Consider the following 26681-nt stretch of genomic DNA (forward strand, 5'->3'; position numbering starts at 1 on the left):
TAGCTCATTCCGGCGCGTTGGGAAAGAACAGCTGCTGGCCGTCCACCATGTAGGCGGCAATAGCCTCTTGTCCGGCGGCAGAGGTCAGCCAATCGGCAAAGCTCTGCGCCGCGTCCGCATTGACCGAGGGGCAGACCTCTGGGTTGACCGGAATCACACCGTATTGGTTGAACAGGTCTGTGTCGCCCTGCACTACAATCTGGTAATCCTGTTTGTTGTCAAAACTGATCCAGGTAGCGCGGTCGGTCATGACATAGGCCCCCATGCCGATCCCGGCGTTCAGCGTGGCCCCCATGCCTGACCCGGTTTCCCGATACCAGTCCCCCGACGCGGTCGCGGGATCGACTGATGTGCCGGCCCAAAGCGACACTTCTTTCTTATGAGTCCCCGAATCATCGCCGCGCGACGCAAACAGCGCGCCCGCTTCTGCGATCTTTTCCAAGGCGGGTTGCACATCCTCCAGGCCGGCGACACCTGCCGGGTCGGTTGCCGGGCCAACGATGATAAAATCGTTGTACATCAGATCCGTGCGCGACGTGCCCCGGCCATCGGCGACAAACTCTTCTTCCGCCGGTTTCGCGTGCACCAGCAGCACGTCACCGTCGCAATTGCGCGCGTTGCGAATGGCCTGTCCAGTGCCGACAGCAACCACATTGACCTCAATGCCGGTCGCCTCGGTGAAGATGGGCAATAGATAGGTATACAGGCCCGAATTGGCGGTTGAGGTGGTCGATTGAACAAGGATGCTTTCGGCGCTTGCGGCCATCGGAATTGCAGTCGCGCAAAGCAGCGCGGCGAGGCGAAGACGAGTCATCGCAGTAGTCCTTTCGGTTGGTTTTCAGTCAGAGAACAAGGCCACCTGTCACATGGGCACGGGCGGCAAGGGTTTGGGGTTGTGGAAAAAATCGGGATGCGGGGGCATGTTCGGTGACGCGCCCGCCATGCAGGAAAACAACGTCATCGGCCATGCGGCGGGCCTGACCGATGTCATGGGTCACAAGGATCACACGGGTGCCGCGCTGGGTGGCGCGGCGAATAATATGCTCAATCCGGTTGACCGAAGCCGGGTCAAGGCTGGCGGTGGGTTCATCCAGAAACAGAACATCCGGGTCAGTCGCCATGGCACGCGCCAGCGCCAGGCGCTGCGCCTCGCCCCCTGACAGCAGGCGGGCGGGTTGGCGCGCCTTATGGGCCAATCCGACATGGTCGAGCAAATCATCCCGACGCGCCCGCGGCAGACCCCGACTGCGCAGGACAAAGTCGACGTTCGCAGCGACAGAGCGGCGCAACAGCACAGGTTTCTGGAACACCAATGCCTGTCGGGGCGTGGCCTGAGTAGGTGTGACACCATTCCAGTCGACCACCCCCGCGGTCGGATGAAGAAGACCGTGCAACACCCTGAGAAGTTGACTTTTACCCGCTCCATTCGGACCCAGGATCACGGTGCAGCCGGTCGGCCCCAGTTCCATGTCCAACCCGTCCAGCACGCGCCGCCCGCCCAGATCCAGCGTCAGCCCCTCGACCCGCAAAGGAAGCAGGTTCGAGGCCGGAGTGGCCCCCTCTATCAGGGCTTCGGGTCCATGAATGATGGCTTCACGCATAGGCTTGTCTCACGGCTGTAAGGCGTAGACTGTGCACCAGGGCGTTAACGCCAAGCGCCAGGATCATCAGCACAATGCCAAGACCTAACGCCAACGGTAGGTCGCCCTTGGAGGTTTCCAGCGCGATGGCAGTGGTCATGACACGAGTCAAATGGTCGATATTCCCGCCAACGATCATCACCGCGCCCACCTCTGCCGCTGCGCGACCAAAGCCCGCCAGCGCCACGGTCAGCAGTGCGTATCGGGCATCCCATAGGAGCGCCTGAACGGTCTGCCGCGTACTGAGGCAGAGCGACCGAAAGTGGTCGGCATATTCGGCGTGCATATCCTCGATCACCTGCCGCGACAGGGCGGCGGTAATGGGGGCAATCAGGATCGTCTGGGCGATGATCATCGCGGTCGGTGTATAGAGCAGCCCCAGAAAGCCCAGCGGCCCGGCGCGCGACAGGTGTAAGTAAACGATCAGGCCGACAACAACCGGCGGCAGCCCCATAAGCGCGTTCATCACCACCAGAACAGCGCCCCGCCCCGGAAAGCGACTGGTCGCAACCAGTGCCCCCACCGGCAAGCCAATCGCACAGGCGGCGATAGTGGCTGTCAGACTGACACGCAAGGACAGGCCGACGATCTCCATCAGATCCCCGTCCCCCGAGAGGATAAGCGCCACGGCGACGCCAAAAGCCTCTCCCATGCCCATCATGTCCATTCCTGCAAAATTTCCGACGCCCGCGCGCCTTTCATGCAGCAGATTATGAAAGGTGGGCATGCATTTTCAAGCAAAACCAGGGGCCAATATGACCCATAGACAAGAAATATCCGCATCAAGCGGGTCAATCTGTCTCCGCGCGTTCGGAAGTATTGCGCAATTATGCAGCGTCAGGTTTGGGCAGGGCAAACACTTGCTCCCGCAGACGAAGGATCATCCGTCCTCGCCCCAACTTGCGACCTTGCGATCCACCGTCTTGCGCGAAACGCCAAGGCGACGTGCCGCCTCGGCCCGGTTGCCTCCGGACATTTCCAGAACGTGGTGAATGTGCCGCTGCATAACCAGATCGAGGTTCTCAATCGCCTCGATCCCCGTCATCGACCCGCTGCCAGAAAATTCGTCCGGGAACCCGCCGAGGATCACCGACCGTTCCACAAGGTTGCGCAATTCGCGCACGTTGCCCGGCCAGGCGTAGCGGCTGAGCTTCATCAAGGTCTGGTCGTCCAACCGCAGCGCTGGCATCCCCAGTGCCTTGGAAAAATGCATCATGAACAATGCCGCCAGTTCGACGATATCTTCGGACCGGTCGCGCAGGGGTGGCATTTCGATCCGCAGAACATTGATGCGGTGATATAGGTCGGCGCGAAAGCGTCCCTCTGCCACCGCCTGCTCAAGATCGGTATTGGTGGCAAAAGTCAGCCGCAGGTTCAGCGGAATTTCCCGCTCTGCCCCGATTGGGCGCACGCGCTGATCCTCCAGCACCCGCAGCAGCGCCGCTTGAAGTGTGTCGGACATCTGCGCCACTTCGTCCAAAAACAGCGTGCCGCCATCGGCCAGCAGGAACAGACCGGGGCGCAGGTGGTCCCCCTCGACCGCGCCAAACAACTCGGCAGCGATACGGTCGGGTGCGATGGCCGCGCAGTTGACGGCCACAAACGGCCGTTCCGCGCGCCCGCCCATCCGGTGCAGCGTGCGCGCGGCCAGTTCCTTGCCAGTGCCGGTCGCGCCCGTGAACAGCACAGGCGTCGGCAGCGGCGCGAGTTTGCCCAGCATCGTACGAACGGCCTGCATCGGTGCAGAGCGGCCCAGCAACTGGGTATCCCCGTCCGTACCCAGCGCATGACGCAACAGGCGATTGTCCCGGCGCAACGCGCCCCGATCCAGAGTGCGCGCCACGGCCCCCACCAACTGGTTGGCACGAAACGGTTTCAGTACAAAATCGCTGACCCCGGCGCGCAACGCGGCAATGGCGGTCTCAAGATCCGCATAGGCTGTGATCAGCACGGTTTCGGCATACAGCCCTTTGCGCCGCTGGTCCCGCACCCAGTCGATGCCGGACCCACCGGGCATCTTGTTGTCGACGACAATAACATCGAACTGCGCCTCATCCAGACGCAGCGTCGCCTCGCGGGCCGAGGCAGCCTCGGCCACAAGTTTGACACGCGGGCCTAGCGTCTTGGCCAGAAAATTGCGCATCCCCGGCTCGTCATCGACGACAAGCACCGAGGCCCCGGCAAGGCTGTGACCGTAGTCATCCAATGGTGTCATGCGGACCGCCCAACCTGCTGAAAGCCCTAGTCGAGCCGGACATTTTCGCCGGAATAGACATCAGCCGAGGAAAAGCCCAGTTCGTTGAGGCCATACCAGGCCCCCACGCCGAGCAGGATCATGGCAACAAAGCCGGTGAGCATGGCCTTCATTTGGCGTCTCCTGTGGTTGCAGATTTGAGAAAGGCGATCAGGTCGGCCCGGTCTTCGGGGCGAGCGATCACCTGCATGGGCATCTTTGAGCCGGGAATATAGTGGTCGGGGCCGGTGTCAAACAGCGCGTCGATGGTTGTTTCCGTCCAGATGATGTCAGAGCCGTCCAGAGTGTCGGAATAGCGGTAATCGGGCAGCGTTCCGGCACGCCGTCCAAAGACACCGTACAGCGATGGCCCCGCCTTGCGCGAGGAACCGGCGGTCAGCGCATGGCAGATCGAACATTTGCGCATGAACTGGCGTTCGCCGTTGGGCATGGTTTCGGGATCGCGCAAAAAACTGCGCTGACCGGACCCATCGGGCGACTCCAATTCATCCAGCAAGGCAACGGGCCAAGCGTAGACAACATCGTCCAGCCCGCCAGCATAAACGGTCTGGCCGTCGGGCGAGAATGCCAAGGCCCAGACCGGCCCGTGGCGCATAGCGCGGAAGTCACGGGCGATCTGCCACCGGGTGGTATCGACGATCATGATGTATCCATGCCCATCGCCAACGGCGAGCTGCGCCGTTTCGGCGTGATACGCCAGTGCAAGGATCGGGCGGCGGTCCAGCGTCAGATCGGCGATCTGTGCGCCGGTATCCGGCTGGATCACGCGCGTGCCCCCATCGACCGCGCCATAGGCGATCCAATCCTGTTCGACGATCAGGACATTGATGCCAAAGCCATGTCGGACAATAGTGCGGGGACGCAGACCCTCGGTGTTGCGCTCCCAGATCCGCAGAGTACCGTCTGACGACGCAGAATACAGCGTAGCATCCGGTGCAAACCCCACCGCTGTGACGTTGGACTGGTGCCCCTCAAGAACGGTAGTAACAAAATCTGACGGCGGCGTATCTGTCGTCTGAAGCAAACTCACAACCGTGGTCAATTGAACGAAACCGTCCCAACCGGCGCTGGCGATGTAATTGGCATCTGGTGAAACAGCGATATCGCTGACCTTGCCCAGATGCTTGGTTACCTCAATCGGCTGATCCAGATCGGGGTGCCACAGCAGCACGCGAAAATCATCACCGCCGGACAACAAAGCAGGGGCCTGACTGTAATCCAGTGACACAACGGCTGCGTCATGCCCCTCCTGCCACGTCGCCGTCCCCCCCAGCCAGAGCCCCACGGAATTGTCAAAACTGGCGCTGGCGACCTGCCCCGCATCGGACACGGCAAGCGCCATCACCGGACCGCCGTGCCCTTTGAGCGTGGTGAACTCTTGCGCCGCAATGGGCGATGCGCAGCACGCCAACACCGCAATCCACAGCGCGCGCATCATTCAGCCGGGGTAGACGCGCCCCCGTCCCTGGGCGCAGTTGTGTCTTTGGATTTGACCTCATCCAGCCAGATCGAGTGGTGTTGATGCGCCCATGCCTCATCAACCTCACCCGATCCCATGGCGTCATAGGCACCCTGCATCCCGATGGAGCCGATATAGATGTGGGCGATGATGATCGCCATCAGACCAAAGGCGACAATGGCGTGCCAAAGCTGCGCAAGCTGCATTTCTTCCTGCGGGCTAAGATCGACGGGCAGCGCGCCATAGCCGATCCACTGCGGCAGGCCAGTGTCGTTGACGATCGCAAATGTTTTGGCAAACAGGGGCAGTTCGAACGGAAACAACAGCGACAGACCTGACAACGAGATAGAGCCACCCAGCAGGATCACCGACCAAAAGATGATCTTTTGCCCGGCGTTGAATTTCTTGGCGGGGGGATGGTTCTTACCGATAATGCCGCCCGCCTGCGCAAACCAGGTGATGTCGGTGCGGTTGGGAATATTGTGCCAGACCCATAGGAAAAAGACGAGCACGAGGCCCAGCATGAAGGGCCAGGCCAGATTGTTGTGCACGAATTTCGCCCCGATCAGCAGGTTCGAATTCACCTCTTTCCCGAACAATGGCAGGATCGCCCAACGCCCGAAAAGGGTCAGCAGTCCCGACAGGCCCAGCAGGACAAACGATCCGGCCAGCAACCAGTGTGAAAACCGCTCATAGAACTGAAACCGAGTGACCGTGCGACCGGTCATGGGTTCGTCGACCATCACCCTGCCGCGCAGCAGATAGAACAGGGCCAGCACGCCGATGGTGCCCAAGAGCAGCCAGCCACCGTAGGGGGCCAGCGTGTTCTTGCGGAATTGGAACCACGCCATGCCACCGTCCTGCACCAGTACCTTGGCCACATCGCCACCGGCAGAGACATTGAGATCCGCCGCATCATAGCGCAGCGCACGCCAGAAATCCGGGTCGGATGCGCCGCCGCGCGTGCCAAGCTCTCCGGGCAAACCGGGGGCAGCACCGGGCTGGCCGAATTCCTGACGGAACGTGTCGTCGATCTGTTCGCCGCGCTGGCGGGCAAGGATGTCCTCCAGCGTCTGTGCGCCGCCGGTCGCCTTGCGCGCCTCGGCCAGAACCGCCGGGTCGGCGCCCGGTGCCGCAGGCGGCTGCAAAAAGTAGGTCAGCGCGGCCAGGCCAAGCGCCAAAAGCATGAACCATCCGAAACCGCTGGAGCGTTTTGACATGACTGTCCTCGTAGAAACGTCACGCCCGAGATTCGGCGGCCGAAAAGGCTGCGCCGGAAACCCGAGGCGTCATGATAAACCGTGAAGAGAGGCCCGAAGAAACGGGCCTCTCTGTTTGATGACCAATGTAGGCGGGATCATCTCCCGCCCATGGGGTCAGCCGCCTTTTTGGTCGTAGGCGGTGCCCCAACCCCAAGCACCAGAGCCAAAGCCGCGCGACACGACGCGTTCGCGGTAAATGGAAGACACCACATCACCGTCTCCGGCAAGCAGAGCCTTGGTCGAACACATTTCGGCGCAGATCGGCAGTTTGCCCTCTGCAATCCGGTTGCGACCGTATTTCGCGAACTCAGCCGACGAATGCGTCTCTTCCGGGCCACCGGCGCAGAAGGTGCATTTATCCATCTTGCCACGCGACCCAAAGTTGCCCGCCTGCGGGAACTGCGGCGCGCCAAAGGGACACGCGTAAAAGCAGTAACCACACCCGATGCACAGGTCCTTGGAGTGCAGAACCACACCTTCGTCGGTCTGGTAAAAGCAATCTACCGGACAGACGGCCATACAGGGCGCGTCGGAACAGTGCATGCAAGCGACCGAGATGGACCGTTCACCCGGAGAACCGTCTTGAATCGTCACCACCCGACGGCGGTTGATCCCCCACGGCACTTCGTGCTCATTCTTGCAGGCAGTGACGCAGGCGTTGCATTCGATGCATCGTTCGGCGTCACAGAGAAATTTAGATCTAGCCATATCAGTTTCTCCTTACGCCACTGTGATCTTGCACAGGGTGGCCTTGGTTTCCTGCATCTGTGTGACCGAGTCGTAGCCATAGGTCTGGGCCACGTTGGTCGATTCACCCAAGACATACGGATCAGCGCCATCCGGGTATTTGGACCGCAGATCCTGACCCTGATAGTGACCGCCAAAGTGGAAGGGCATAAAGGCGACGCCCGCCCCAACCCGTTCGGTGACCATGGCCATAACCTTGACCTTGCCGCCTTCGGGGCCTTCGACCCAGACATCCGCGCCGTCCCGAACACCCAGATCGTTGGCATCGCGGGTGTTGATTTCGACGAACATGTCTTGCTGAAGCTCGGCCAACCATGGGTTCGACCGGGTCTCATCACCGCCGCCCTCATATTCGACCAAACGACCAGAGGTCAGGATGATCGGATAGTCTTGGCTGAAGTCCTGCTTTTGAATCGACGCATACATCGTTGGAACCCGCCAGAAATGGCGATCTTCGTATGTTGCATAGTCGGGCAACAGGTCACGACGGTTGGTATACAGCGGCTCACGGTGGATGGGCACCGGATCGGGGAAGGTCCAGACCACGGCGCGCGCCTTGGCGTTGCCGAACGGCGCACAGCCATGGGCAATCGCGACCCGCTGGATGCCGCCCGTCAGGTCGGTTTTCCAGTTCACGCCACCGATTTTGTCCTGCCAATCCGACGGATAGGGTCCGGTCTGGGACTGTTCGCCCACTTCCTCGCCTTCTCCGGTCAGGTTCCCTTCGAGGTCGCGGTAGCCTGCGACATACTCGATAGAACGGCGCTCCTCTTCGGTCAGATCACCATCCCAACCCAGATCAATCAGCATCTGCATGGTGAATTCAGGATAACCGTCCTGAATTTCCGACCCGACGGAATAAACGCCATCCGCCAGCAGATTGTCGCCATTCCGTTCAACGCCGAAACGCGCACGGAAGGTCAGGCCACCTTCGGCCACTGGCAAGGACATGTCATATAGATTGGCTGTCCCCGGATGGTTCATTTCCGGCGTACCCCAGCAAGGCCACGGCAGACCATAGAAATCGCCATCCGCCGGGCCACCCACGGCGCGCAGCGTTGTCCGGTCGAACGTGTGCTGGTTTGCCATGTGCAACTTGAGCCGTTCTGGCGACTGGCCGGTATAGCCCACGGTCCACATGCCCCGGTTAAACTCGCGCGTCAGATCCTCGACGTTGGGTTCATCGTCGGCGTCCATCGCGATGTTGCGGAACAGCTTGTCCGAGAAACCGAACTTCTTGGCGAACTTCGCCATGATGATGTGATCCGGCAAGCTTTCGAACAGCGGTTCCACAACCTTTTCGCGCCATTGCAGCGACCGGTTTGACGCGGTGACAGAGCCACGCGTTTCAAACTGGGTGGTCGCCGGCAACAAATAGACGCCATCGGTGCGGTCATGCAGGATCGCCGAAACCGTCGGATAGGGGTCAACCACGACCAACATATCCAAGTCTTCCATGGCCTTTTTCATCTCGACCATTCGGGTCTGAGAGTTCGGCGCATGGCCCCACAACACCATCGCGCGGGTATTGTCCGGCTGGTCAAGGTTTTCCTTGGCCTCCAGCACACCATCAATCCAGCGGCTGACCGGGATACCGGTCAGGTTCATCATGGCCTTTTCCTTGCCATCCTTGCCTTTGTGCGAGGCAAAGCGCCCCTTGAGCCAGTCCAGATCTTCTTCCCAGACGCGCGCCCAATGGGCCCACGATCCGGCTGACAGGCCGTAGTAGCCCGGCAAGGTATCAGCCAGAACACCTAGGTCCGTGGCACCCTGCACGTTGTCGTGGCCGCGGAAGATGTTGGTGCCGCCGCCGGCGGTGCCCATGTTCCCCAGCGCAAGTTGCAGGATGCAATAAGCGCGGGTGTTGTTGTTGCCGTTAGAGTGCTGCGTGCCGCCCATACACCAGATCACCGTACCCGGACGGTTGTTGGCCATGGTGCGCGCCACGCGGCGCAATTGCGATCCGGGCGTGCCCGTGACGCGTTCGACCTCTTCGGGGGTCCACTTGGCCACTTCTTCGCGGATCTGGTCCATCCCCCAGACACGGGTGCGGATGAACTCTTTGTCCTCCCAGCCGTTCTCGAAGATGTGGTAAAGGATGCCCCATACCAGCGCCACGTCCGTACCCGGCCGGAACCGCACGTATTCATCGGCATGGGCCGCCGTGCGGGTAAAGCGCGGATCGCAGACGATCAGCGGCGCGTTGTTCTGCTCCTTGGCCTTCAGCAGGTGCATCAGCGAGACGGGATGCGCCTCTGCCGGGTTGCCGCCGATGATAAAAATGGCCTTGGATTTGTGGATGTCGTTGTAGCTGTTGGTCATGGCGCCGTAGCCCCATGTATTCGCAACACCCGCAACGGTGGTCGAGTGGCAGATCCGCGCCTGATGGTCGACGTTGTTCGTGCCCCAATAGGCGGCGAACTTGCGGAACAGATAGGCCTGCTCGTTGTTGTGCTTGGCCGAGCCCAGCCAATAAACACTGTCCGGTCCGCTTTCTTCGCGGATCTGCATCATGCCATCGCCGATCTCGTCGATCGCCTGTTCCCAAGAGATCCGGACCCATTCGCCGTTCTCTTTTTTCATCGGGTACTTCAAGCGGCGTTCGCCGTGGGCGTGTTCACGCACGGCCGCGCCTTTGGCACAGTGAGCGCCAAGGTTGAACGGGCTGTCCCAGCCGGGTTCCTGCCCGACCCAGACGCCATCGCTGACCTCTGCCACAACGGTACACCCGACCGAACAGTGGGTGCAGACCGATTTTTTCAGTTCAACCGTACCGCGCACAGCAGCCGTCGCGGCGCTGGCCTGTTTTACGGTGCCGCCGGTGGCCGCAATCGCGGCAATCCCGCCGATGGCCAGACCCGAGCCGCGCAAAAAAGCGCGGCGGTCAACCGAGGCGTTGGCGGCCTCGGACAGGATCGAAGTCCGCTGGGGGCGTCGCGCAACCCCGTTGGTCTTTTTCCTAAGCATGTTTCTCTCTCCCTTGCTCGCACGGCCCTATGGATCAGCGTCCGGGGCACAGCTTGCTTGGCTATGACAGTGGCCTTGGCAGTCGGGCGTCACGCAACCAGTCGCCTTTGGCCGTTCAGCCTCGTCCGGGGTCTTTCCGGGCGATGCAGGGCGCGCTGATCAGAAGCGCGCAGTCTCGTAAAAGGCGCGGGTATGCGCCGTGTCCTGCATCTTTTCCGATGTCAGGTCAGGCTCTGCCGGTCCGGCCTCAGCCGCAGTGCCACTGGCAAGAGCGACAGCCGCCGCAGGGGCCGATACACTTGCCAGCTTGAGGAAATTGCGGCGCGTTGCCTTGGTTTCCTGAGTCATGAAAGCGTCTCCTTGTGGTGGTCTCTCATGGGTTCCGGCAGATACCTGCCGCTCGATAAGGGCGCGTGCCCCGGTTCAAAACTCACTTGGCGCTCATCCGAAAGGCTTCGGCCTCGATCTCCATGAACAGCCGCCCGACGGTGCCGACAGGAGAGTAGAAAACAGAATTCTTTGCTCCTTCGAGATCGCCAAAGAAATGTGAGGCCCAAGGGCCGATATGCTTGTTGAAAAACGCCTTTTGCGCATCGATCCCGGCAGGTGTGCCAAAGCGCCCGACAATCACTGCGCCCATCATTTCCATCAGGCTGGCGACGTTGTCCTCAGGCTCAAACACGTTGTCCGCGCGCTCCAGCCCCATGCGGGCCATGTCCTGACGCAGCAGCGCAAGAGGTTTCTCGTTCAGAAAACCGGTCAGGTAGTAGGACGCATAAGGCAGCAGCTCGCCCCGCGCCAAACCGATGAACAGCTTGTTGTATTCCGAGGTGACAGCCATGGGTTTGCTGACCTTCGCCAGCTTGGCCAGAGTGCCGATAGCCTGCCCCATCTCCGTCTCATCGCCCGTCAGGCTGGCAGTTTGGGCCAGCAACATCTCATCCGGCGGGCCAGCCAGCAGCAGGCCGATGAAATTGTAAAGATCCGCGCGCAGGCGGTCCTCTTCGGCAATCTGGTGTGTCTCGGCGGTCTGGGTCATCTGGTCCTTGTCCGTCATGTGGCGGTCTCAAAACGAAAGCGCATCCGGCGCGGGGCTTGTGCCACAGGGGCGTCTTCGGTCAGGTCAGCCGGCGTCGGATCGACATCCGGCACGGCCTGGGCTTGGGTTTCTGCGGTCGGGTCGGCCTCTGGCACATCGTCGCCTTCGGCATGATCCGGGGCCTCGGCGCTGTCGGCCTCGTTGGCTTCGGCCTTGGCCACAGCGGCGGCCTCAGCCTTGGCGGCCTCTACCGCCTTGTCGAACATGCCTTTGCCGACCTTGTATAGCGTCTGAAGGTTTTCCACGACCACGGCTGCATCGGTGTAGTCCTCACCGTAGTCCACCAACCCATCGACATTGGCCAGCACCGGGTTCAGGCGCCACATCCGGCGCAGCGCGCGCGTCTTTAACCGCTGCGGCACAGCAGCTTTGAGAAGCGCCTGAACCTGTTCGGTGCTTACCATCTCCTCGGGCGCGGGCAGGTCCAAATCGGCCAAAATCTCTTCGTCCGGACGCTGTTCGAGTTTTGCATCCTCCGCGACACGCGCCTCTACCTCGGCAGCCTGCAATTCGGCGGCTTCAGCCTTGGCTACCTGCGCGCGGCGGCGCGACCAGAAATCCCCCGGTGTCGCGCTCATTGCAAACGTCTCCGCTGTAGCGCCGGAGAGGCATAGACGTCCTGAAGCGAGCCAATGCGCGGATCGCCAACGCCGTCCTGAGTGAGATCGACGCGTTTCTTGTCCCGCTTGCGCTTGATGAAAACCTCTTCGTGGTGGAACTCTTCGACGAACTCCGCCACCCACGCAAAAAAGGCCGGCGTCATTGGCACCTTTTCGATGATCTCTTCGCCGCTGTCGGCATAATCCTGCGCCTCATACGGCGAGGCCGTGACGGTCAACGGCCGCAGCGGGAAATCACCCGCCCCCTCTTGCCGCAGAATGATGTAGACGCTGGGTGTCTGAGCGCAGATTTCATGCAGATAGGCTTCTGTATCTGCGCCATGCAATTCCAACTCTAGCGTTGCGGCGTGGTATTCCACCGTTTCGCCTTCACGTCGCAGTTCACGCCAGTCAGCCGCACCGGCACCGGGCAAGACGGCAGAGGCGGTCCAAACCCATTTCGCCCAACGGGTCACACCGGGCGCGCGCCGCAGCACGATCCCAAGCGGAATACTCCGATAGGCTTTCGGATTGTGGATCACGTTTTTCCTCCTAGGTCAGAGTAAGCGCCAGCAAGCCCCCAAAGCGAAAGCGAAATCCTGCGGCTGGCGGATTCCGGGCGCGCTTTTGGACATTTTGGCCAGCCCAGACAAGGTCGCCGGGCGCGTTAGGTCGATTTGTCCAACCCGACGTTTTCACTAAGGAAACAGCTGCTGCGGGACAGCACGAATCAGCCGCGCCGCAGCAAGCCCGTATCGGGTGGGGCTGCGCGACACCTGCGACTGATAAACGGTTGTGGCGGGGATCGATTCATGGCTAGGCTCTGGCCGGATGAGGTAAATCCGGACCCGTCAAGCGGGCTTCGGACGAGGGGAAAGACAATGGCCAAGTCATTGGTAACATGCGACTGTTTGGGCACAATGGCACTGGACACGGAACAGCTTTCCCGTACCACCGGGCTAGAGGTGCGCCGCCCCTGTTCTGCGCTCTGCACCAGTCAGATCGACCGCGCGGCCCTGGCGTTGGAAGGCGGCGACACATTTTTTTGTTGCACGCAGGAATCAGCGGTATTCGAGGGTCTGGCAGAGGAATTGGGCATGACTGCGCCTCCGGTGCTGGACTTGCGGGACCGGGCCGGATGGACCGCTGATACAGGGTCAACAGTACCCAAAATGTCCGCCCTGATCGCCGAGGCGCTACTTCCCGCTGCCCCGGACAGGACGTTGGACGTGATCTCAGAGGGGTTATGCCTGATCATCGGCGCGTCAGAGGTGGCGCTGCCCGCCGCAGACCAACTGGCCCCCCATCTGGCAGTCACGGTGTTATTGCCGGAAGGCGCAGAACTGCCCGACACCCGCGCCTATGACGTTGTGACCGGCCGCTTGCGGCAGGCCAGTGGCGCGCTGGGACAGTTTACCGTAGTGATCGACGCACTGCGCCAGATCGAGCCGGGCGGGCGCGGCAGTTTCACCCTGACAGAGCCGCGTGACGGGGGCGGGTCGGATTGCGACATACTGCTGGATCTGCGCAGCGAAACACCGCTCTTTCCGGCCCATGAGAAACGCGAAGGCTATTTGCGTGCCGACCCCGGCCATGCGCCCGCCGTGGCGGCGGCGGTTCTGGCCGCATCGCATTTGGTCGGCACCTTTGAAAAGCCGCTTTATGTGCGGACAGAGGCGCTGCTGTGTGCCCATTCGCGCGCGGGCCAGACCGGCTGCACCCGCTGTCTGGACCTGTGCCCGACGGGGGCGATCACCCCGGACGGCGACCATGTGACCGTCGATCCGATGATCTGCGCGGGCTGTGGCGCCTGTTCGGCGGTCTGCCCCTCTGGCGCGATCAGCTATGAGACACCCCCGGTGGATCTGACGATGCGCCGGGTGCAGACCTTGGCCAAGGCCTTCCTTGACGCGGGCGGTGCGGCACCGCGCCTGTTGGTGCATGACGCCCACGGGGCAGAGATGATCCGCCTGTCGTCCCGGCACGGACGCGGGTTGCCCGCCGACGTTGTGCCACTGGAACTGCCCGCGCTTGGTGCCTTTGGCCATGCCGAGGCGGTCGCCGCATTGGCCGCCGGATTCTCGTCTGTCACCCTGCTGCCCGGCCCCGGCACCGACCGCACGGCACTGGCGCCTCAGGTCGCGCTAGCCAGCGCCATTGCCGGAGAGGCCCGCGTGGGCATTCTGGACACGCCCGACCCTGACGCGATGAGCGATGCGCTCTACGACGCCATCGCCCCGGCCCCGATCACCGCCCCTGTCCGTCCGCTGGGCACCCGCAGACAAATCACCCGGCAGGCAGCCCGCGCGCTGCACTCTGATGCCACCACCCTGCCCTTGCCAGAGGGCGCACCCTATGGCGCGGTGCTGGTCGATACCGATGCCTGCACGCTTTGCCTGTCTTGTGTGTCCCTCTGCCCTTCTGGCGCTCTGGGCGACAACCCCGACAAGCCCCAGTTGCGGTTTCAGGAAGACGCCTGCCTGCAATGCGGCATCTGCGCGACCATCTGCCCGGAAAAGGCCATAACGCTGGAGCCGCGCCTAGACCTGAGCGAAACAGCCCTGCGCCAAGCGGTGCTGAATGAGGAAGAGCCCTTTGCCTGCGTCGAGTGTGGATCGTTGTTCGGGTCGAAATCCGCCATCGACCGGATCACCGAAAAGCTGTCTGGCCACGCGATGTTCCAAAGCCCGGAAAAGCTGCGGATGATCCAGATGTGTGACGATTGCCGGGTCAAGACGCAGATGGGGGCCACGGACAACCCCTTTGCGGGCGCAGAACGGCCCCGTCCGCGCACGACTGATGATTATCTGTCCAAGCGCCGGGATCACTGATGGATCAACGGTGCCCCCAGATCGGCGGCCTGCAAGGCGGCGACGAAGGCAACAATCGCCTCGACCTCTTCCAGCGTCAGCTTGACCGGCGCGATGGGCGACGGGCGGTTGGCGGGAAAGGGCAGCGTCAGTCCGTCGATGATGGTAAAGGCAGGATGCGGGTTCAACGTGTAAAAGGCGTAGAACCGTTCCTCCCAATCGGCAAAGGCACGCAGCACCATGAAGCTGGGGGTAGAGCCGATACCAAAGCCGCGCGTCGCCTCGTCGATCACATGACAGCGGGTGCATTTGGCGCGGCTGACCTTGTGACCCAGCTTGGCGTCGCCGTCATAGGTCACGACAACTTCGACGTCTGCGGTGTCGGGCGGCGGGCCGAACAGCGCCGCGCCATCGGGGGCAAAGCTGGCCACCGTGTTTGCACCAACCTCGGACCCCAGCCAATCGGCCAAACGCGCGGCCCCGGCGTGGTCCCCTTGCACCCGCAGGTGCCAGATGGCATCCAGCCCGGCAAACAGCGGGTCGCCGCTGTCGCCCAGCGCAATATCCGCCGTCGCCGGGTCAGGGACCAATTCGACACGGACGCGCGTCTTGAGCGTGAAGCGTGGCAGAATATGTTTGATGAGGCCACTGTCGACCAGTGCAGAGGGCGCATGCAAACGGACGGAGCGGTTTTCCTGCGCGGCAGGGAGAGTCGGACAGATGGACAGGCACAGGGCCAGTCCACCAAGGGAATAGGCGACACGCGGGCTCATGGGGATATGCTAGGCCCCTGCCCCGTGTTGCGTCAAATGAAACAGGAGAAATGAAAAGATGAGCGAAGACTTCAACATGTCGATGCGCAAGTTCCTCAAACAGGTCGGCGTGACCTCACAGCAAGCCATCGAAGAGGCGATGCGTGACGCAGACACCGGCGGCAAGACGTTCCCAGTCAAGGCCGTCATCACCATCCCCGAACTGGGTCTGACCCACGAGGTGACAGGCGAGATCAAGGGGCAGGAATGACCGACGTGGCATTGGGGCGCGACGCCGTCCTTGAGGTGCTCAAGGGCATCACGGACCCGGTGGCAGGCAGCGACATCGTCGCCAGCGGCGTGATGCGCGCCCTGAACGTCGAGGGCGGCACGGTGCGCTTCGTTATGGAAATCGCACCACAGCATGCCAAGGCGTATGAGGCGGTCAAAGCGCAGGCAGAGACGCTGTTGCGCGCACTTCCGGGTGTGGACAAGGTTGCCATCGTGCTGACCGGCCATGCGGAAAAGGCCCCGCCACCCGACCTAGGGCTTAAGAAAAAGGCCGACCCGACCGGCCCGCAAAAGATCCCCGGTGTGGACCACATCATCGCCATTGCCTCTGGCAAGGGCGGCGTCGGCAAATCGACCGTGTCGTCCAACCTCGCCTGTGCTCTGGCGGCGCAGGGACGGCGCGTGGGTCTGCTGGATGCGGATGTCTACGGGCCGTCGCAGCCGCGGATGCTGGGCGTTTCGGGGCGTCCTGCCTCGCCCGACGGCAAGACCATCCTGCCGCTGCGCAACCACGGCGTCACCATGATGTCGATTGGCCTGCTGACCAATGAGGATCAGGCCGTGGTCTGGCGCGGTCCGATGCTGATGGGCGCCTTGCAGCAGATGATGAATCAGGTGCAATGGGGCGCGCTGGATGTGCTAATCGTCGACCTGCCACCCGGCACCGGCGACGTGCAAATGACCCTATCGCAGAAGTTCCAGATCGACGGCGCCGTGGTGGTCAGCACGCCGCAGGACGTGGCCTTGCTGGATGCCCGCAAGGGGATCGACATGTTTAATCAGCTCAAGGTGCCAATCCTTGGTATGGTGGAAAACATGAGCACGCATATCTGTTCCAACTGCGGCCACGAGGAACATGTCTTTGGCCATGGCGGTGTCGCCGCCGAGGCGGCCAAACTGGGGGTTCCCCTGCTGGCCGAGGTGCCTCTGGACCTGCAAATCCGGCTGGCCTCGGACGGTGGCGCGCCCATCGTGGCGAGCCAGCCCGACAGTGCTCAGGCGCAGGCGTTCCATGCCATCGCAAAGGCGTTGGTCGACCGGGGCGTGGCATGAGCCTGCCGTCGGAACCGCTGACCTTCCCCCCCGCCATGAGCGGTGAAGAAGTCGGTGGCGATCCATTCGACGGCGCGGTGATGCGGTCGGTCCGGGGCTGCGATGCCGGGCTGGTCTGCTATCGCACCGCCGCTGACCGCATGGGGGCCGCGCTGGTCTTTACGCCAGAGGTACCTCTGGCACAGGCGATGGCGATGCTGCCGCTCTGCGGTGTCGGGTTCCAGAATGCCCTTGGCGCTCTGGCCCCGCCGGAGGTGGCAGTGCATCTGGCTTGGGCGGGCGGCATCCTGATCAACGGGGCATCATGCGGGGCGTTCCGGGTCTGCGCCTCGACCCGGGACCCGGATGCCGTTCCCGACTGGCTGGTGGTGGGGTTCGACCTGCCGCTGATCCTGTCCGCCGTGCCCGGCGATGTGCCCGACCAGACTGCGCTATACGAAGAAGGCTGCGCCGATGTCGAACCCGGCGCGCTTGTGGAATCCTGGGCGCGGCATACACTGAACTGGGTCGCCCGCTGGGAGGATGAAGGCACGAAACCTCTGCACGCGGAATGGCGCGGACTGGCGCATGGCATGGGCGAAACAGTCGTGCAGGATGGCCGCCCCGGCACGTTCCTCGGCGTGGATGAGGATTTTGGCATGCTCTTGCGCGACACGGACACCACGCACCTGATCCCACTGACGTCGCTCTTGGAGGAAGCCCCATGAAACTGGCCCGCGCAATCCACTTTGACGAAAGTGACATGAATGTCTTTGCCAGCCCCGCACGCACCGGCGAATGGTGTGTTTCTGGCGGGTTCGAATTCTCCAACTGGACCGAAGGAGACCTGAGCGGCAAGGCGCGTCAGGCATTTGCAAACGGCTGGTTTGGGCTGGAAACCGGAGGGCGTGTGACCTTTGTCGCGGTGACGGTGGTCGAACCGGCAGAGGTAGAGGCCCTGACCACCCTGCTGGCGCAGCATTTCGTGACCTACTACGGCGCGCCCTCGGTCGAGGCGGCGCACCCCGTGGCCGCAGATGAAGTCGCGCACATGGCAGATCTTTGCGAGGATCACGACGCCAACACCCTGTTGACCGTCGCGCGTGAATTGACCCCGTCAGGTGTGCGAGAAGCGTTCCGCACAATCGAGGCGCAGGCCGCAGGGCTTGAGCAGTTTGCCCTCCATGGATCGCTCGACGACTGAACGCCCCCGACGCGCGCTGGCGCGCGCGCCCTCGGTGCGTCTGCGCCTTTTGGTGCTGGCGCTGGCGCCGCTTACCGTGCTGATGCCGCTTTTGTTGCTTCTCGGGATGACCCGTTGGACCAGCGCCTATGACGCGCTGCTGATTGCCAATGTCGATTCCGATCTGCGCATCGCAGAACAGTACCTCGCCCGGATCATGACGACCACTGGGGATGAACTGACCGGCGTCGCCGAAAGCGCCGAGTTCGCCCGTGTACTGGCCGACAACGGGGTGGCATTGACCAGCTACCTTGGCGAAAAGCGCGAAGCGCTGGCACTGGACTTCCTCTATTACCTCCCCGAGGCACAGGCCATTGATGCGCCTTCACGCTGGCCGGTGATCGTTGCCGGGCTGAATGGGGAACCGGCGACGGAGATCGACATCTTTTCCGGCACCGAGCTTGCCGCCTTCCCTGGCCAGCTAGATCTGCGCGCCCGCATCCCCCTGATCGAGACCGAGGCCGCCGTGCCCACCAACCGCACCGTCGAGGACCGCGGCATGGTTGTGCACTCTGCCGCTCCTGTTTCGGTGAATGGCGGGCAAGGCGTTTTGGTCGGCGGCATCCTGTTGAACCGCAATCTGCAATTCATCGACACGATCAACGCGCTGGTCTACCTCAACCCCGTCACCGGGGGCGAACGGCAGGGCACCGCAACCCTGTTCCTAGAGGACGTTCGCGTCTCAACCAACGTGCGCCTGTTCGAGGACGTGCGCGCCTTGGGCACTCGTGTGTCGGCGGTTGTCCGACAAGGCGTGTTGGGCAATGGCCAAACATGGCTGGACCGGGCCTTTGTGGTGAATGACTGGTACATCTCGGGGTATCTGCCGGTGACCGACAGCTTTGGTGAGCGCGTTGGGATGCTGTATGTTGGCTTTCTCGAAGCGCCGTTTACGGCTGCGAAACGGCGCGCGGTTTTGTGGATGCTGGCAGCTTTTGTTGGGGTGCTGATCCTGTCGGTGCCGTTGTTCCTGACATTGGCGCGCGGCATCTTTGCGCCGCTGGAGCGGATCACACGGACCATGCAGCGGGTGGGCGCGGGCGATCTGTCCGCGCGGTACGGCGATGTCGGCGCGCGCGATGAGATTGGTCAAGTGGCGGCGCATCTGGATGACCTTCTGGGACAGGTGCAGGACCGCGATGCACGGCTGCGCGCTTGGGGCAATGAACTGAATGTGCGGGTCGAGGAACGCACGGCAGAGTTGCGCGAGGCCAACGCCAAGCTGGAGGAGACCTATCGCCAATTGGTGATGAACGAGAAACTCGCCTCGATCGGGGAAATCACTGCCGGTGTCGCCCATGAGATCAACAATCCGGTGGCGGTCATTCAGGGCAATGTCGACGTGATCCGCGAAACGCTGGGTGACAAGTCCGCAGCGGTCAAGACAGAGCTGGATCTGGTCGACCGTCAGGTCGCCCGAATTGACGCCATGGTGGGCAAACTGCTGCAATTCGCTCGACCCGGAGAGTTCCACGCCTATGACGACGTCGTGTCGCTGACGCCCTTGGTCGAGGATTGCCTGTTGTTGGTCGAACACGTCCTGTCCAAAAGCGCGATCACCGTGGACACCCGGCTAGAGGCAACGCCCGAGGTCCGCGCCGATCCCGGAGAGATGCAGCAGGTCATCATCAATCTGATTATGAACGCGGCGCAGGCGATGGGGCAAAACGGGCGGCTGACGCTCAGCCTGACGGCTGAGACCCGCGACGGTCGGGACGGAACCTGCCTGAGCGTTCAGGACAGCGGCCCCGGCCTGCCCGAAGGTCTGGCAGAGGCGGTGTTTGATCCGTTCTTCACCACCAAACACGGCGAAGGCACCGGGTTGGGTCTGTCGATCTCACAGACGCTTGTGCAACGCGCGGGCGGGCTGATCACCGCGACAAATGCCCCCGACGGTGGCGCATTATTCCGGGTCTGGGTGCCTGCCGCCTGAACCTCCCTACTCCCCCTGAATGGCTTTTATCCAGCTTTGACTGTGCGTTACCCCGCGCCACGTTAACCGACTAAATTTGTCGGATTGACAAAGCATACCAAAATAGTCAGCTTTAGATCACGCCAGCCAGCCCCCGAATCCGGGCCAAGCCAACCCTGCAATCCGGCACACGGAGACCGAAAATGCTGTTTGCCAGCGATCACGCAGAAAACCACCGGACAACCGGGCAAGAGACCGGGTTCGACGACCAATCATTCTTTGACTTTGACCTGATCCCCTTTTTCGCCGCTCTGCGCCTGTTCGCATGGGCCGACGACACCCAAAGGGGGCAACCATGGGCATGATTTCCACCCCGTCCACCAAAGGCACCGTTTTCGAGACCCTCCCCGTCTACGAGGCACTTGAACTGACCGAAGGCGGAGACCTTGCCCGCATCCGGCTGTCCGACCAGATATACACCCTGCGCATCACCCGCGCTGGCAAGTTGATCCTCACCAAATGAACGAGGCGGCAAACAGAGGCGGCGCGCCGGTGGGCTACCTGTCCGAACTGGCCCCGGTCGAGGCGGGCGCAGTGCTGTACCTGCGGCTCTGGTGTGAAAACAAAGAGGCGCGCAGTCAGGTCTGGAACGATTTTGCCCACCATCTGGGACCGATACAAGGCCGTCAGGCGCTGGGGTCGTTTGAGTCGCTTTGCGATCTTTGCGCACGACACGGTCGGCGCCCGCTGATGCGCCACCATGTGACCTGCAAATGCCTTGGCGCAGACGAATCCTGTTTTGCCACCTTCATTGGCTACGCCAGCGAGGGCGCGCGCGAGGATGCCTTGCAGATGGCCATGACATTGGTGCGCCCGGACATGGCCCTGATGCTGGCCGGTCTGGCCGAGGATTTTGGCCTTGCGCTGCGACGCATGACCCTTGCGTCCACCAGACGACACCCAACGACAAGAAACGAAACTCTCCATTAGCGAACGCCAAAGAGGACACCAGACAGTGAAACGCCTAAACACCCTGACCGCCACCAGCGCGCTCTGCCTTGCCGCAGGTTTCGGCAGCGCCGCCATCGCCGAGACCGCCCAGGCCGATGTTCTGACCACCTATGCCGACATCGCAGAGGCCACCTATGGTGACAGCCTGATCGCCGCCCAGCGCCTGCAGGCCGCTGTTGATGCGCTGATCGCCACGCCGTCGGCAGAATCCCTGGAAACGGCAAAGGCCGCTTGGTTGGCCGCACGCGTGCCCTATCAGCAAAGCGAGGTCTTTCGTTTCGGCAATGCCATCGTCGATGACTGGGAGGGCAAGGTGAACGCATGGCCGCTGGACGAGGGCCTGATCGACTATGTCGACATGTCCTACGGCGGCCCGACCGATGAAAACGCCTTTGCCGCGCTCAACGTCGTGGCCTCATCGGAACTGACCCTGTCGGGCGCAACCGTTGACGCGACTGACATCACCCCCGCCCTGCTGTCCGACACCCTGCACGAGGCGGACGGAGTCGAGGCAAACGTGGCCACCGGCTATCACGCCATTGAATTCCTGCTCTGGGGTCAGGATCTGAACGGCCACGCAGCGGGCGCTGGCAACCGTCCTTGGACAGACTATGCGCAGGGCGACGCTTGCACCAACGACAACTGCGACCGCCGAGGCGATTACCTCAAGGCTGCGACCGATCTGCTGGTGTCCGACCTAGAGTGGATGGCCGCGCAATGGGCCGAAGGCGGCGCCGCACGGGCCGAGGTTATGGCCGATGAGGCCGCAGGCATCACCGCAATGCTGACAGGCATGGGATCGCTGTCCTACGGCGAGCAGGCAGGGGAACGGATGCGTCTTGGCCTGATGCTGAATGACCCAGAGGAAGAGCACGACTGTTTCTCCGACAACACGCACAACAGCCACTACTACGACGGTTTGGGCGTCCAGAACGTCTATCTGGGCGAATATGTGCGCATCGACGGCACGCTGATCTCTGGCCCCTCGTTGTCGGATCTGGTGGCAGAAGCCGACGTCGCACTGGACACCGAGATGAAAACGAAACTGTCAGGTACCATGATGGCACTGGGGCGGATCAAAAGCGCCGCAGAGGCCGGGTTCAGCTATGACATGATGCTTGATCGCGACTCGACCGCTGGTGAAGCGTTGGTCATGGGCGGCGTCAACGGTCTGATCGACCAGACCCGCAGCATCGAACGCGTCGTCGCCACGCTGGGTGTCGATTCGATCGCCTTTGAAGGGTCCGACAGCCTCGACGACCCCGACGCCGTCTTCCAGTAACTTTCTGAACAGGTCCGCCGCCATGATTGTTTGTCATTGCATGAATATCACCGATCACGACATCCGTTCCGCTATGGAATGGATGCGGGCGGCGGACCCCGAAACCCTTATCACCCCGCGCAAGGTCTATCGCGCGCTGGGAAAATCGGCTGACTGTGGCGGCTGTATGCCGCTCTTCCTTGACACACTGAAAGCGCATAAAACCGTGTTGGTTCCCAACCTGCGCAAGCCAGAGCCCACGCTCAAGCCAGCCGCATCCACAGAAGGATCTGACACTTGCAAGGCGATACAAAAGTCATCGACTATCTGAACCGCGCGTTGCGCAGCGAACTGACAGCCATCAGCCAGTACTGGGTGCACTACAAGCTTCAGGAAGACTGGGGCCTTGGCCACATGGCAAAGAAAAGCCGCGAGGAAAGCATCGAAGAGATGAACCACGCGGACAAGCTGATCGAGCGGATTATCTTCCTCGAAGGGCACCCGAACCTGCAAAAACTTGACCCGCTTCGGATCGGCCAGACGCCCAAGGAAACGCTGGAATGCGATCTGGCGGCAGAACAAGAGGCGCGCGCCCTGTACAAAGAGGCTCGTGAGTATTGCCATGAAGTCGGCGACCACGTCACCAAAGAGCTGTTCGACGGCCTGTTGGGTGATGAAGAAGGTCATATCGACTTTCTCGAAACCCAGATCAGCCTGCATGATCGAGTTGGCTCCGAGAATTATGCCCACCTCAACGCGTCGAAAATGGATGAAGCCGAGTAACCTTGCGCTGATCGCTGCTTTCCTGGGGTCCGCCGCATCGGCGGGCCCTTTGGACGAACCTCACCTCAACATCATTCCCCGCACGGCTGAGGAAACCGCGCGTATCGCCCGCGTGTTGGCCCCACCCACCTCCTTTGATGCGCCGCAACGATTTGAGGAAAAACCCGCCGGTGCCGCCACCGTGCGGCTGACCGGCGATGCCAACGCTTTTTCCCTGCCCTCTGCCAGCCTCGACTTTGAGGGAGAGTTGAACTTCAAGGTCGGCAATGGCCTGTTCCGCAAGTTGTGGGTGTCATCGCCCTCTTCGACGCTGGCCTCTGACGGGCTGGGGCCGATATACAACGCGCGCTCTTGCCAGCGCTGCCACATCAAGGATGGGCGCGGCCATGCGCCCGCCAGTCATGACGACAATGCCGTGTCGATGTTCCTGCGCGTCTCGGTCCCCGGTGGGCCAAACGACATGATCCCTGAGATCGAGGACTACATCGCAACCGCGCCGGAACCGAATTATGGGCGGCAGATGCAGGATTTCAGCCTGCCGGGACATATTGCTGAATACCGCTTGCAGGTCGATTACGAGGAGATCGAGGTGCCGCTGGAGGGCGGCGAAATAACATCCTTGCGCAAGCCGACCTACACCGCTGCCGACCTTGGCTATGGCGCGCTGCACCCCGATGCCATGCTTAGCCCGCGCGTCGCCCCCCAGATGATCGGCCTTGGCCTGCTGGAAGCAGTGCCTGCGGCAGACATCCTTGCACTGGCCGACCCGAATGACGCGAACGGTGACGGCATCTCAGGCCGCGCCAATGTGGTCTGGTCGACCGAATTTGATATGCCGATGCTGGGGCGGTTCGGCCTCAAGGCGGGCGCCCCTACCATTCGCCACCAAAGTGCCGCCGCCTTTGCCGGAGACATCGGCATCTCGACCCCGCTATTCCCGGCAGGATCAGGCGAATGCACAGCGGCGCAGGCTGATTGCCTTGCAGGCCCACACGGCGACGGCGACGATCGCGTGTTCGAAGTCGACGCCGAGGGGCTGGACCTCGTCAGTTTTTACAGCCGCAACCTTGGCGTCCCCGCCCGCCGCAACGTGGATGATCCCCAAGTCCTGCGCGGCAAAGAGATCTTTTACGGCACCGGTTGTGCGGACTGTCACCAGCCCGCCTTTGTCACTCACCGGATGGAAGACCGCGCTGAACATAGCTTTCAACTGATCTGGCCCTATACAGACATGCTGCTGCACGACATGGGTGAGGGTCTGGCCGACCACCGCCCCGAGGCGCGCGCAACTGGAACGGAATGGCGCACCCCGCCGCTGTGGGGGATCGGATTGACGCCGCAGGTGTCGGGGCATAGCACCTACTTGCACGATGGCCGCGCGCGGTCCTTGCTAGAGGCAATCCTTTGGCACGGTGGTGAGGCGCAGCCACACCGAGACAGCATCGCCGCCATGCCCGCGCCCGACCGCGACGCCCTGATCGCCTTTCTGGAGAGCCTCTGATGCGTATCCACCTTGTCGCCCTGACTGTTGCCGCCCTGCCCGCATGGGCCGAAACGCCCGATGTGGCGTCTATCGTCGACGGCCATATCCTTCCCCACTACCAGGCGTTGGTCTCTGAAAGCGCCAAACTGGCAGGGGCGGCCGCTGCGAACTGTAGCCCCGACAGCACCCAATTGCGGGCCGCTTATGGCAGCGCCTTTGACGCATGGGTGGCGGTCAGCCATTTGCGCTTTGGCCCGTCAGAGGAAGGTGACCGCGCTTTTGCGCTGGCCTTCTGGCCGGACAGCCGAGGGGCCACGCCCAAGGCCCTTGGGCGGTTGATCAGCGACGCCGACCCTGTGATCGATAACCTTGAGACTTTCCAGACCGTGTCGATTGCGGCGCGCGGGTTCTACGCGATGGAATACATGCTGTATGATCCGCAGTTTTCGACCGCAGGAGACGCGGACTATCGGTGTTCGTTGGTGCAGGTGATGGCGGCAGATATCGCCGACAATTCTGCCGATATCCTTGCCGGCTGGGAAGACGGGTATGCCGACCTGATGCGGCAGGCAGACAATGACACCTACCGCACCCCCGAAGAAGCAGCGCAGCAACTGTTCACCGCTCTTTCTACCGGGTTGGAGTTCACCGCTGACACCCGTCTGGGCCGCCCGATGGGCAGCTTTGACCGCCCCCGACCCAACCGGGCCGAGGCGCGGCGGTCAGAGCGGTCTTTGCGGCACGTTGTGCTATCGCTAGAGGCGCTGCGCGATCTCGCCGCACGACTGTCGGACGGGGATGCCAAATTGGACGCAGCCTTTGAGCGTGCATTGCAAAGGGCGGACTTGCTGGACGATCCTGTCTTTGCCGGGGTTAGCGACATGCAGGGCCGACTGCGGGTTGAAACCCTGCAACAGCGCATTTCTGAAATCCGCGAGATTGTCAGTACCGACCTTGGTCCGCGCCTTGGCATCGCCGCCGGGTTCAACTCTATGGACGGCGATTGATGACTGACCGCCGTCACTTTCTGACAGGATTGCTTGCAGCAAGCGCCTGCCCGCGCCCGACATGGGCCGAAGCAGGCGCGCCGTCGTTTCTGTCAGCGGCACGGGCGGCGGACGGACGCTATCTGCTCTGCGGTTTGCGCGCCTCTGGCGAGGTCGCCTTTGCCCTGCCCCTGCCCGACCGCGGCCATGCCGCCGCCGCCCATCCAGAGCAGCCGCTGGCGGTGGGGTTCGCGCGCCGCCCCGGACGCTTTGCCGTGGTGCTGGACTGCGTCACGGGTCAGGAAATCGCCCGGCTGGACGCCCCCGAAGGGCGGCATTTCTACGGCCACGGTGCGTTTTCCCCGGACGGTGCGCATCTGTTTACCAGTGAGAATGACTATGACGCCGCGCGCGGCGTGATCGGGGTCTGGTCGCTGGGATCGGGCAAACGCCTGACCGAGTTCCACTCGGGCGGGGTTGGCCCGCATGACATCAAACTGATGCCCGACGGGCAAACGCTGGTCGTTGCCAATGGCGGGATCGAGACGCACCCCGATGCAGGCCGGACCAAACTGAATATCCCGTTGATGGAGCCTAACCTCAGTTTTCTCGGCCTCGATGGTTCGCTGCTGGATCAGCAGGAATTGGACCGCGCCCTGCACAAGAACTCAATCCGTCACCTTGCCGTTGCCCCAAACGGCACGGTCGGCTTTGCGATGCAATGGCAGGGCGATCTGTCCGACGATCCGCCCCTGCTGGGCCTGACGCGCAATGGCGGCACGCCGATGTTGGTCACGCCCCCTACAACAGACGCAAAACGGATGAAGGGCTATGCGGGCAGCGTCGCGCTGCTGGCAGATCACAAAGAGGTTTGCATCACCTCCCCCCTTGGCGGGCTGGCGCAGGTTTTCGACACCGATAGCGGCGTGCTAAAACGCAGCTTTGACATGGTTGATGTCTGCGGCGTGGCAGCCACGGCACAGGGGTTCGTTCTGACTTCAGGTCGTGGCGACATCGCCCATGAGACGCAGGGCTGGACCACACCCCACGCCGTGCAATGGGACAATCATCTGGTGCCGATCTGACCCGT

At 62.2% G+C, this 26681-nt stretch carries 29 protein-coding genes; 15 read left to right on the plus strand and 14 right to left on the minus strand.

The window, feature by feature from the left end:
- Nucleotides 1-4: 4 nt before the first annotated feature.
- The 13 genes from ANTHELSMS3_RS18370 to ANTHELSMS3_RS18425 form a co-directional block, all read right to left on the minus strand.
- A complete protein-coding gene (locus tag ANTHELSMS3_RS18370; RefSeq protein ID WP_094036152.1) occupies nt 5-814 on the minus strand; it encodes a substrate-binding domain-containing protein in 810 nt (269 codons plus the stop codon).
- A gap of 28 nt (nt 815-842) precedes the next feature.
- Complete coding sequence (locus ANTHELSMS3_RS18375; protein ID WP_094036153.1) at nt 843-1601, minus strand: ATP-binding cassette domain-containing protein; 759 nt, start codon at nt 1599-1601, stop codon at nt 843-845.
- Nucleotides 1594-2301: an ABC transporter permease gene (locus tag ANTHELSMS3_RS18380; RefSeq protein WP_094037228.1), complete on the minus strand. Its 708-nt coding sequence runs from the start codon at nt 2299-2301 to the stop codon at nt 1594-1596. Before ANTHELSMS3_RS18380 ends, ANTHELSMS3_RS18375 begins: the two co-directional genes overlap by 8 nt.
- A 219-nt stretch (nt 2302-2520) precedes the next feature.
- Entirely contained in the window at nt 2521-3855 is a 1335-nt protein-coding gene (locus tag ANTHELSMS3_RS18385) for a sigma-54-dependent transcriptional regulator (RefSeq protein WP_094036154.1), read from the minus strand.
- 26 nt (nt 3856-3881) lie between these two features.
- The gene (locus ANTHELSMS3_RS26385; RefSeq protein ID WP_302630578.1) at nt 3882-4007 is read right to left on the minus strand and encodes a hypothetical protein; all 126 of its coding nucleotides are present in this window, start codon (nt 4005-4007) and stop codon (nt 3882-3884) included.
- A complete protein-coding gene (locus tag ANTHELSMS3_RS18390) occupies nt 4004-5308 on the minus strand; it encodes a c-type cytochrome (RefSeq protein ID WP_368074440.1) in 1305 nt (434 codons plus the stop codon). Before ANTHELSMS3_RS18390 ends, ANTHELSMS3_RS26385 begins: the two co-directional genes overlap by 4 nt.
- A gap of 20 nt (nt 5309-5328) precedes the next feature.
- Nucleotides 5329-6540 carry a formate dehydrogenase subunit gamma gene (locus ANTHELSMS3_RS18395; RefSeq protein ID WP_094037230.1) on the minus strand — a complete coding sequence of 404 codons (1212 nt, stop codon included), beginning with the start codon at nt 6538-6540 and terminating at the stop codon, nt 5329-5331.
- A 189-nt stretch (nt 6541-6729) separates the two neighbouring features.
- A complete protein-coding gene (gene fdh3B, locus ANTHELSMS3_RS18400; protein ID WP_094036155.1) occupies nt 6730-7323 on the minus strand; it encodes a formate dehydrogenase FDH3 subunit beta in 594 nt (197 codons plus the stop codon).
- A 12-nt stretch (nt 7324-7335) separates the two neighbouring features.
- Nucleotides 7336-10329 carry a formate dehydrogenase subunit alpha gene (locus ANTHELSMS3_RS18405; RefSeq protein WP_094036156.1) on the minus strand — a complete coding sequence of 998 codons (2994 nt, stop codon included), beginning with the start codon at nt 10327-10329 and terminating at the stop codon, nt 7336-7338.
- Between the two features lie 159 nt (nt 10330-10488).
- Nucleotides 10489-10677, minus strand: a complete 189-nt coding sequence (locus ANTHELSMS3_RS18410; RefSeq protein WP_094036157.1) for a twin-arginine translocation pathway signal protein — start codon at nt 10675-10677, stop codon at nt 10489-10491.
- An 82-nt stretch (nt 10678-10759) separates the two neighbouring features.
- Nucleotides 10760-11368, minus strand: coding sequence for a molecular chaperone TorD family protein (locus tag ANTHELSMS3_RS18415; protein ID WP_094037231.1), 609 nt, complete (start codon nt 11366-11368; stop codon nt 10760-10762).
- Between the two features lie 14 nt (nt 11369-11382).
- Nucleotides 11383-12006, minus strand: coding sequence for a DUF3306 domain-containing protein (locus ANTHELSMS3_RS18420; RefSeq protein ID WP_094036158.1), 624 nt, complete (start codon nt 12004-12006; stop codon nt 11383-11385).
- Nucleotides 12003-12539, minus strand: a complete 537-nt coding sequence (locus ANTHELSMS3_RS18425; RefSeq protein ID WP_094037232.1) for a DUF3305 domain-containing protein — start codon at nt 12537-12539, stop codon at nt 12003-12005. The genes ANTHELSMS3_RS18420 and ANTHELSMS3_RS18425 overlap by 4 nt, the downstream gene beginning before the upstream one ends.
- Nucleotides 12540-12908: 369 nt before the next feature.
- On the opposite strand from ANTHELSMS3_RS18425, the gene ANTHELSMS3_RS18430 reads away from it, so the two are divergent.
- Nucleotides 12909-14858, plus strand: a complete 1950-nt coding sequence (locus ANTHELSMS3_RS18430) for a 4Fe-4S binding protein (RefSeq protein WP_094036159.1) — start codon at nt 12909-12911, stop codon at nt 14856-14858.
- On the opposite strand, the gene ANTHELSMS3_RS18435 is transcribed toward ANTHELSMS3_RS18430, so the two are convergent.
- A complete protein-coding gene (locus tag ANTHELSMS3_RS18435) occupies nt 14852-15610 on the minus strand; it encodes a cytochrome c (RefSeq protein WP_254694776.1) in 759 nt (252 codons plus the stop codon). The two genes, ANTHELSMS3_RS18430 and ANTHELSMS3_RS18435, sit on opposite strands and share 7 nt — an antisense overlap.
- A 58-nt stretch (nt 15611-15668) precedes the next feature.
- Here ANTHELSMS3_RS18435 and ANTHELSMS3_RS18440 point away from each other — a divergent pair, with 58 nt between their 5' ends.
- The 14 genes from ANTHELSMS3_RS18440 to ANTHELSMS3_RS18500 all read left to right on the plus strand — a co-directional run bounded on the left by ANTHELSMS3_RS18440 (nt 15669) and on the right by ANTHELSMS3_RS18500 (nt 26676).
- Nucleotides 15669-15860, plus strand: coding sequence for a DUF6494 family protein (locus ANTHELSMS3_RS18440; protein WP_094036160.1), 192 nt, complete (start codon nt 15669-15671; stop codon nt 15858-15860).
- Nucleotides 15857-16933 carry an Mrp/NBP35 family ATP-binding protein gene (locus ANTHELSMS3_RS18445; protein WP_439098654.1) on the plus strand — a complete coding sequence of 359 codons (1077 nt, stop codon included), beginning with the start codon at nt 15857-15859 and terminating at the stop codon, nt 16931-16933. Before ANTHELSMS3_RS18440 ends, ANTHELSMS3_RS18445 begins: the two co-directional genes overlap by 4 nt.
- Entirely contained in the window at nt 16930-17640 is a 711-nt protein-coding gene (locus ANTHELSMS3_RS18450; RefSeq protein ID WP_094036161.1) for a biotin/lipoate--protein ligase family protein, read from the plus strand. The genes ANTHELSMS3_RS18445 and ANTHELSMS3_RS18450 overlap by 4 nt, the downstream gene beginning before the upstream one ends.
- Nucleotides 17637-18116, plus strand: a complete 480-nt coding sequence (locus ANTHELSMS3_RS18455) for a DUF6505 family protein (protein ID WP_094036162.1) — start codon at nt 17637-17639, stop codon at nt 18114-18116. The genes ANTHELSMS3_RS18450 and ANTHELSMS3_RS18455 overlap by 4 nt, the downstream gene beginning before the upstream one ends.
- Entirely contained in the window at nt 18097-20088 is a 1992-nt protein-coding gene (locus tag ANTHELSMS3_RS18460; protein ID WP_094036163.1) for a sensor histidine kinase, read from the plus strand. Before ANTHELSMS3_RS18455 ends, ANTHELSMS3_RS18460 begins: the two co-directional genes overlap by 20 nt.
- Nucleotides 20089-20270: 182 nt before the next feature.
- The gene (locus ANTHELSMS3_RS25615; RefSeq protein ID WP_157733568.1) at nt 20271-20432 is read left to right on the plus strand and encodes a hypothetical protein; all 162 of its coding nucleotides are present in this window, start codon (nt 20271-20273) and stop codon (nt 20430-20432) included.
- Nucleotides 20423-20590, plus strand: coding sequence for a hemin uptake protein HemP (hemP, locus tag ANTHELSMS3_RS18465; protein ID WP_094036164.1), 168 nt, complete (start codon nt 20423-20425; stop codon nt 20588-20590). The genes ANTHELSMS3_RS25615 and hemP overlap by 10 nt, the downstream gene beginning before the upstream one ends.
- A complete protein-coding gene (locus ANTHELSMS3_RS18470) occupies nt 20587-21057 on the plus strand; it encodes a hypothetical protein (protein ID WP_094036165.1) in 471 nt (156 codons plus the stop codon). The genes hemP and ANTHELSMS3_RS18470 overlap by 4 nt, the downstream gene beginning before the upstream one ends.
- A gap of 25 nt (nt 21058-21082) precedes the next feature.
- Nucleotides 21083-22360: an imelysin family protein gene (locus ANTHELSMS3_RS18475; RefSeq protein ID WP_094036166.1), complete on the plus strand. Its 1278-nt coding sequence runs from the start codon at nt 21083-21085 to the stop codon at nt 22358-22360.
- Nucleotides 22361-22382: 22 nt separating this feature from the next.
- The gene (locus ANTHELSMS3_RS18480) at nt 22383-22670 is read left to right on the plus strand and encodes a (2Fe-2S)-binding protein (RefSeq protein ID WP_094036167.1); all 288 of its coding nucleotides are present in this window, start codon (nt 22383-22385) and stop codon (nt 22668-22670) included.
- Entirely contained in the window at nt 22637-23122 is a 486-nt protein-coding gene (bfr, locus tag ANTHELSMS3_RS18485) for a bacterioferritin (protein ID WP_094036168.1), read from the plus strand. Before ANTHELSMS3_RS18480 ends, bfr begins: the two co-directional genes overlap by 34 nt.
- Complete coding sequence (locus tag ANTHELSMS3_RS18490; protein WP_094036169.1) at nt 23109-24623, plus strand: di-heme oxidoreductase family protein; 1515 nt, start codon at nt 23109-23111, stop codon at nt 24621-24623. The genes bfr and ANTHELSMS3_RS18490 overlap by 14 nt, the downstream gene beginning before the upstream one ends.
- The gene (locus ANTHELSMS3_RS18495; RefSeq protein ID WP_094036170.1) at nt 24623-25612 is read left to right on the plus strand and encodes an imelysin family protein; all 990 of its coding nucleotides are present in this window, start codon (nt 24623-24625) and stop codon (nt 25610-25612) included. The genes ANTHELSMS3_RS18490 and ANTHELSMS3_RS18495 overlap by 1 nt, the downstream gene beginning before the upstream one ends.
- Nucleotides 25612-26676: a DUF1513 domain-containing protein gene (locus ANTHELSMS3_RS18500; RefSeq protein WP_094036171.1), complete on the plus strand. Its 1065-nt coding sequence runs from the start codon at nt 25612-25614 to the stop codon at nt 26674-26676. The genes ANTHELSMS3_RS18495 and ANTHELSMS3_RS18500 overlap by 1 nt, the downstream gene beginning before the upstream one ends.
- The last annotated feature ends 5 nt before the right edge of the window (nt 26677-26681 follow it).

Origin of the sequence: Antarctobacter heliothermus, assembly GCF_002237555.1 — a bacterium.
Classification (GTDB): domain Bacteria; phylum Pseudomonadota; class Alphaproteobacteria; order Rhodobacterales; family Rhodobacteraceae; genus Antarctobacter; species Antarctobacter heliothermus_B.

Coding starts and splice junctions, on each gene's coding strand:
- ANTHELSMS3_RS18385 (WP_094036154.1), bottom strand. CDS start 3,855: ATGACACCATTGGATGACTACGGTCACAGCCTTGCCGGGGCCTCGGTG.
- ANTHELSMS3_RS18405 (WP_094036156.1), bottom strand. CDS start 10,329: ATGCTTAGGAAAAAGACCAACGGGGTTGCGCGACGCCCCCAGCGGACT.
- ANTHELSMS3_RS18450 (WP_094036161.1), top strand. CDS start 16,930: ATGAGCCTGCCGTCGGAACCGCTGACCTTCCCCCCCGCCATGAGCGGT.
- ANTHELSMS3_RS18430 (WP_094036159.1), top strand. CDS start 12,909: ATGGCCAAGTCATTGGTAACATGCGACTGTTTGGGCACAATGGCACTG.
- ANTHELSMS3_RS18375 (WP_094036153.1), bottom strand. CDS start 1,601: ATGCGTGAAGCCATCATTCATGGACCCGAAGCCCTGATAGAGGGGGCC.
- ANTHELSMS3_RS18445 (WP_439098654.1), top strand. CDS start 15,857: ATGACCGACGTGGCATTGGGGCGCGACGCCGTCCTTGAGGTGCTCAAG.
- ANTHELSMS3_RS18395 (WP_094037230.1), bottom strand. CDS start 6,540: ATGCTTTTGGCGCTTGGCCTGGCCGCGCTGACCTACTTTTTGCAGCCG.
- ANTHELSMS3_RS25615 (WP_157733568.1), top strand. CDS start 20,271: ATGCTGTTTGCCAGCGATCACGCAGAAAACCACCGGACAACCGGGCAA.
- ANTHELSMS3_RS18460 (WP_094036163.1), top strand. CDS start 18,097: ATGGATCGCTCGACGACTGAACGCCCCCGACGCGCGCTGGCGCGCGCG.
- ANTHELSMS3_RS18435 (WP_254694776.1), bottom strand. CDS start 15,610: ATGAGCCCGCGTGTCGCCTATTCCCTTGGTGGACTGGCCCTGTGCCTG.
- hemP (WP_094036164.1), top strand. CDS start 20,423: ATGGGCATGATTTCCACCCCGTCCACCAAAGGCACCGTTTTCGAGACC.
- ANTHELSMS3_RS18380 (WP_094037228.1), bottom strand. CDS start 2,301: ATGATGGGCATGGGAGAGGCTTTTGGCGTCGCCGTGGCGCTTATCCTC.
- ANTHELSMS3_RS18500 (WP_094036171.1), top strand. CDS start 25,612: ATGACTGACCGCCGTCACTTTCTGACAGGATTGCTTGCAGCAAGCGCC.
- ANTHELSMS3_RS18415 (WP_094037231.1), bottom strand. CDS start 11,368: ATGACCCAGACCGCCGAGACACACCAGATTGCCGAAGAGGACCGCCTG.
- ANTHELSMS3_RS18495 (WP_094036170.1), top strand. CDS start 24,623: ATGCGTATCCACCTTGTCGCCCTGACTGTTGCCGCCCTGCCCGCATGG.
- ANTHELSMS3_RS18420 (WP_094036158.1), bottom strand. CDS start 12,006: ATGAGCGCGACACCGGGGGATTTCTGGTCGCGCCGCCGCGCGCAGGTA.
- ANTHELSMS3_RS26385 (WP_302630578.1), bottom strand. CDS start 4,007: ATGAAGGCCATGCTCACCGGCTTTGTTGCCATGATCCTGCTCGGCGTG.
- ANTHELSMS3_RS18370 (WP_094036152.1), bottom strand. CDS start 814: ATGACTCGTCTTCGCCTCGCCGCGCTGCTTTGCGCGACTGCAATTCCG.
- ANTHELSMS3_RS18470 (WP_094036165.1), top strand. CDS start 20,587: ATGAACGAGGCGGCAAACAGAGGCGGCGCGCCGGTGGGCTACCTGTCC.
- ANTHELSMS3_RS18480 (WP_094036167.1), top strand. CDS start 22,383: ATGATTGTTTGTCATTGCATGAATATCACCGATCACGACATCCGTTCC.
- fdh3B (WP_094036155.1), bottom strand. CDS start 7,323: ATGGCTAGATCTAAATTTCTCTGTGACGCCGAACGATGCATCGAATGC.
- ANTHELSMS3_RS18440 (WP_094036160.1), top strand. CDS start 15,669: ATGAGCGAAGACTTCAACATGTCGATGCGCAAGTTCCTCAAACAGGTC.
- ANTHELSMS3_RS18455 (WP_094036162.1), top strand. CDS start 17,637: ATGAAACTGGCCCGCGCAATCCACTTTGACGAAAGTGACATGAATGTC.
- ANTHELSMS3_RS18410 (WP_094036157.1), bottom strand. CDS start 10,677: ATGACTCAGGAAACCAAGGCAACGCGCCGCAATTTCCTCAAGCTGGCA.
- ANTHELSMS3_RS18490 (WP_094036169.1), top strand. CDS start 23,109: ATGAAGCCGAGTAACCTTGCGCTGATCGCTGCTTTCCTGGGGTCCGCC.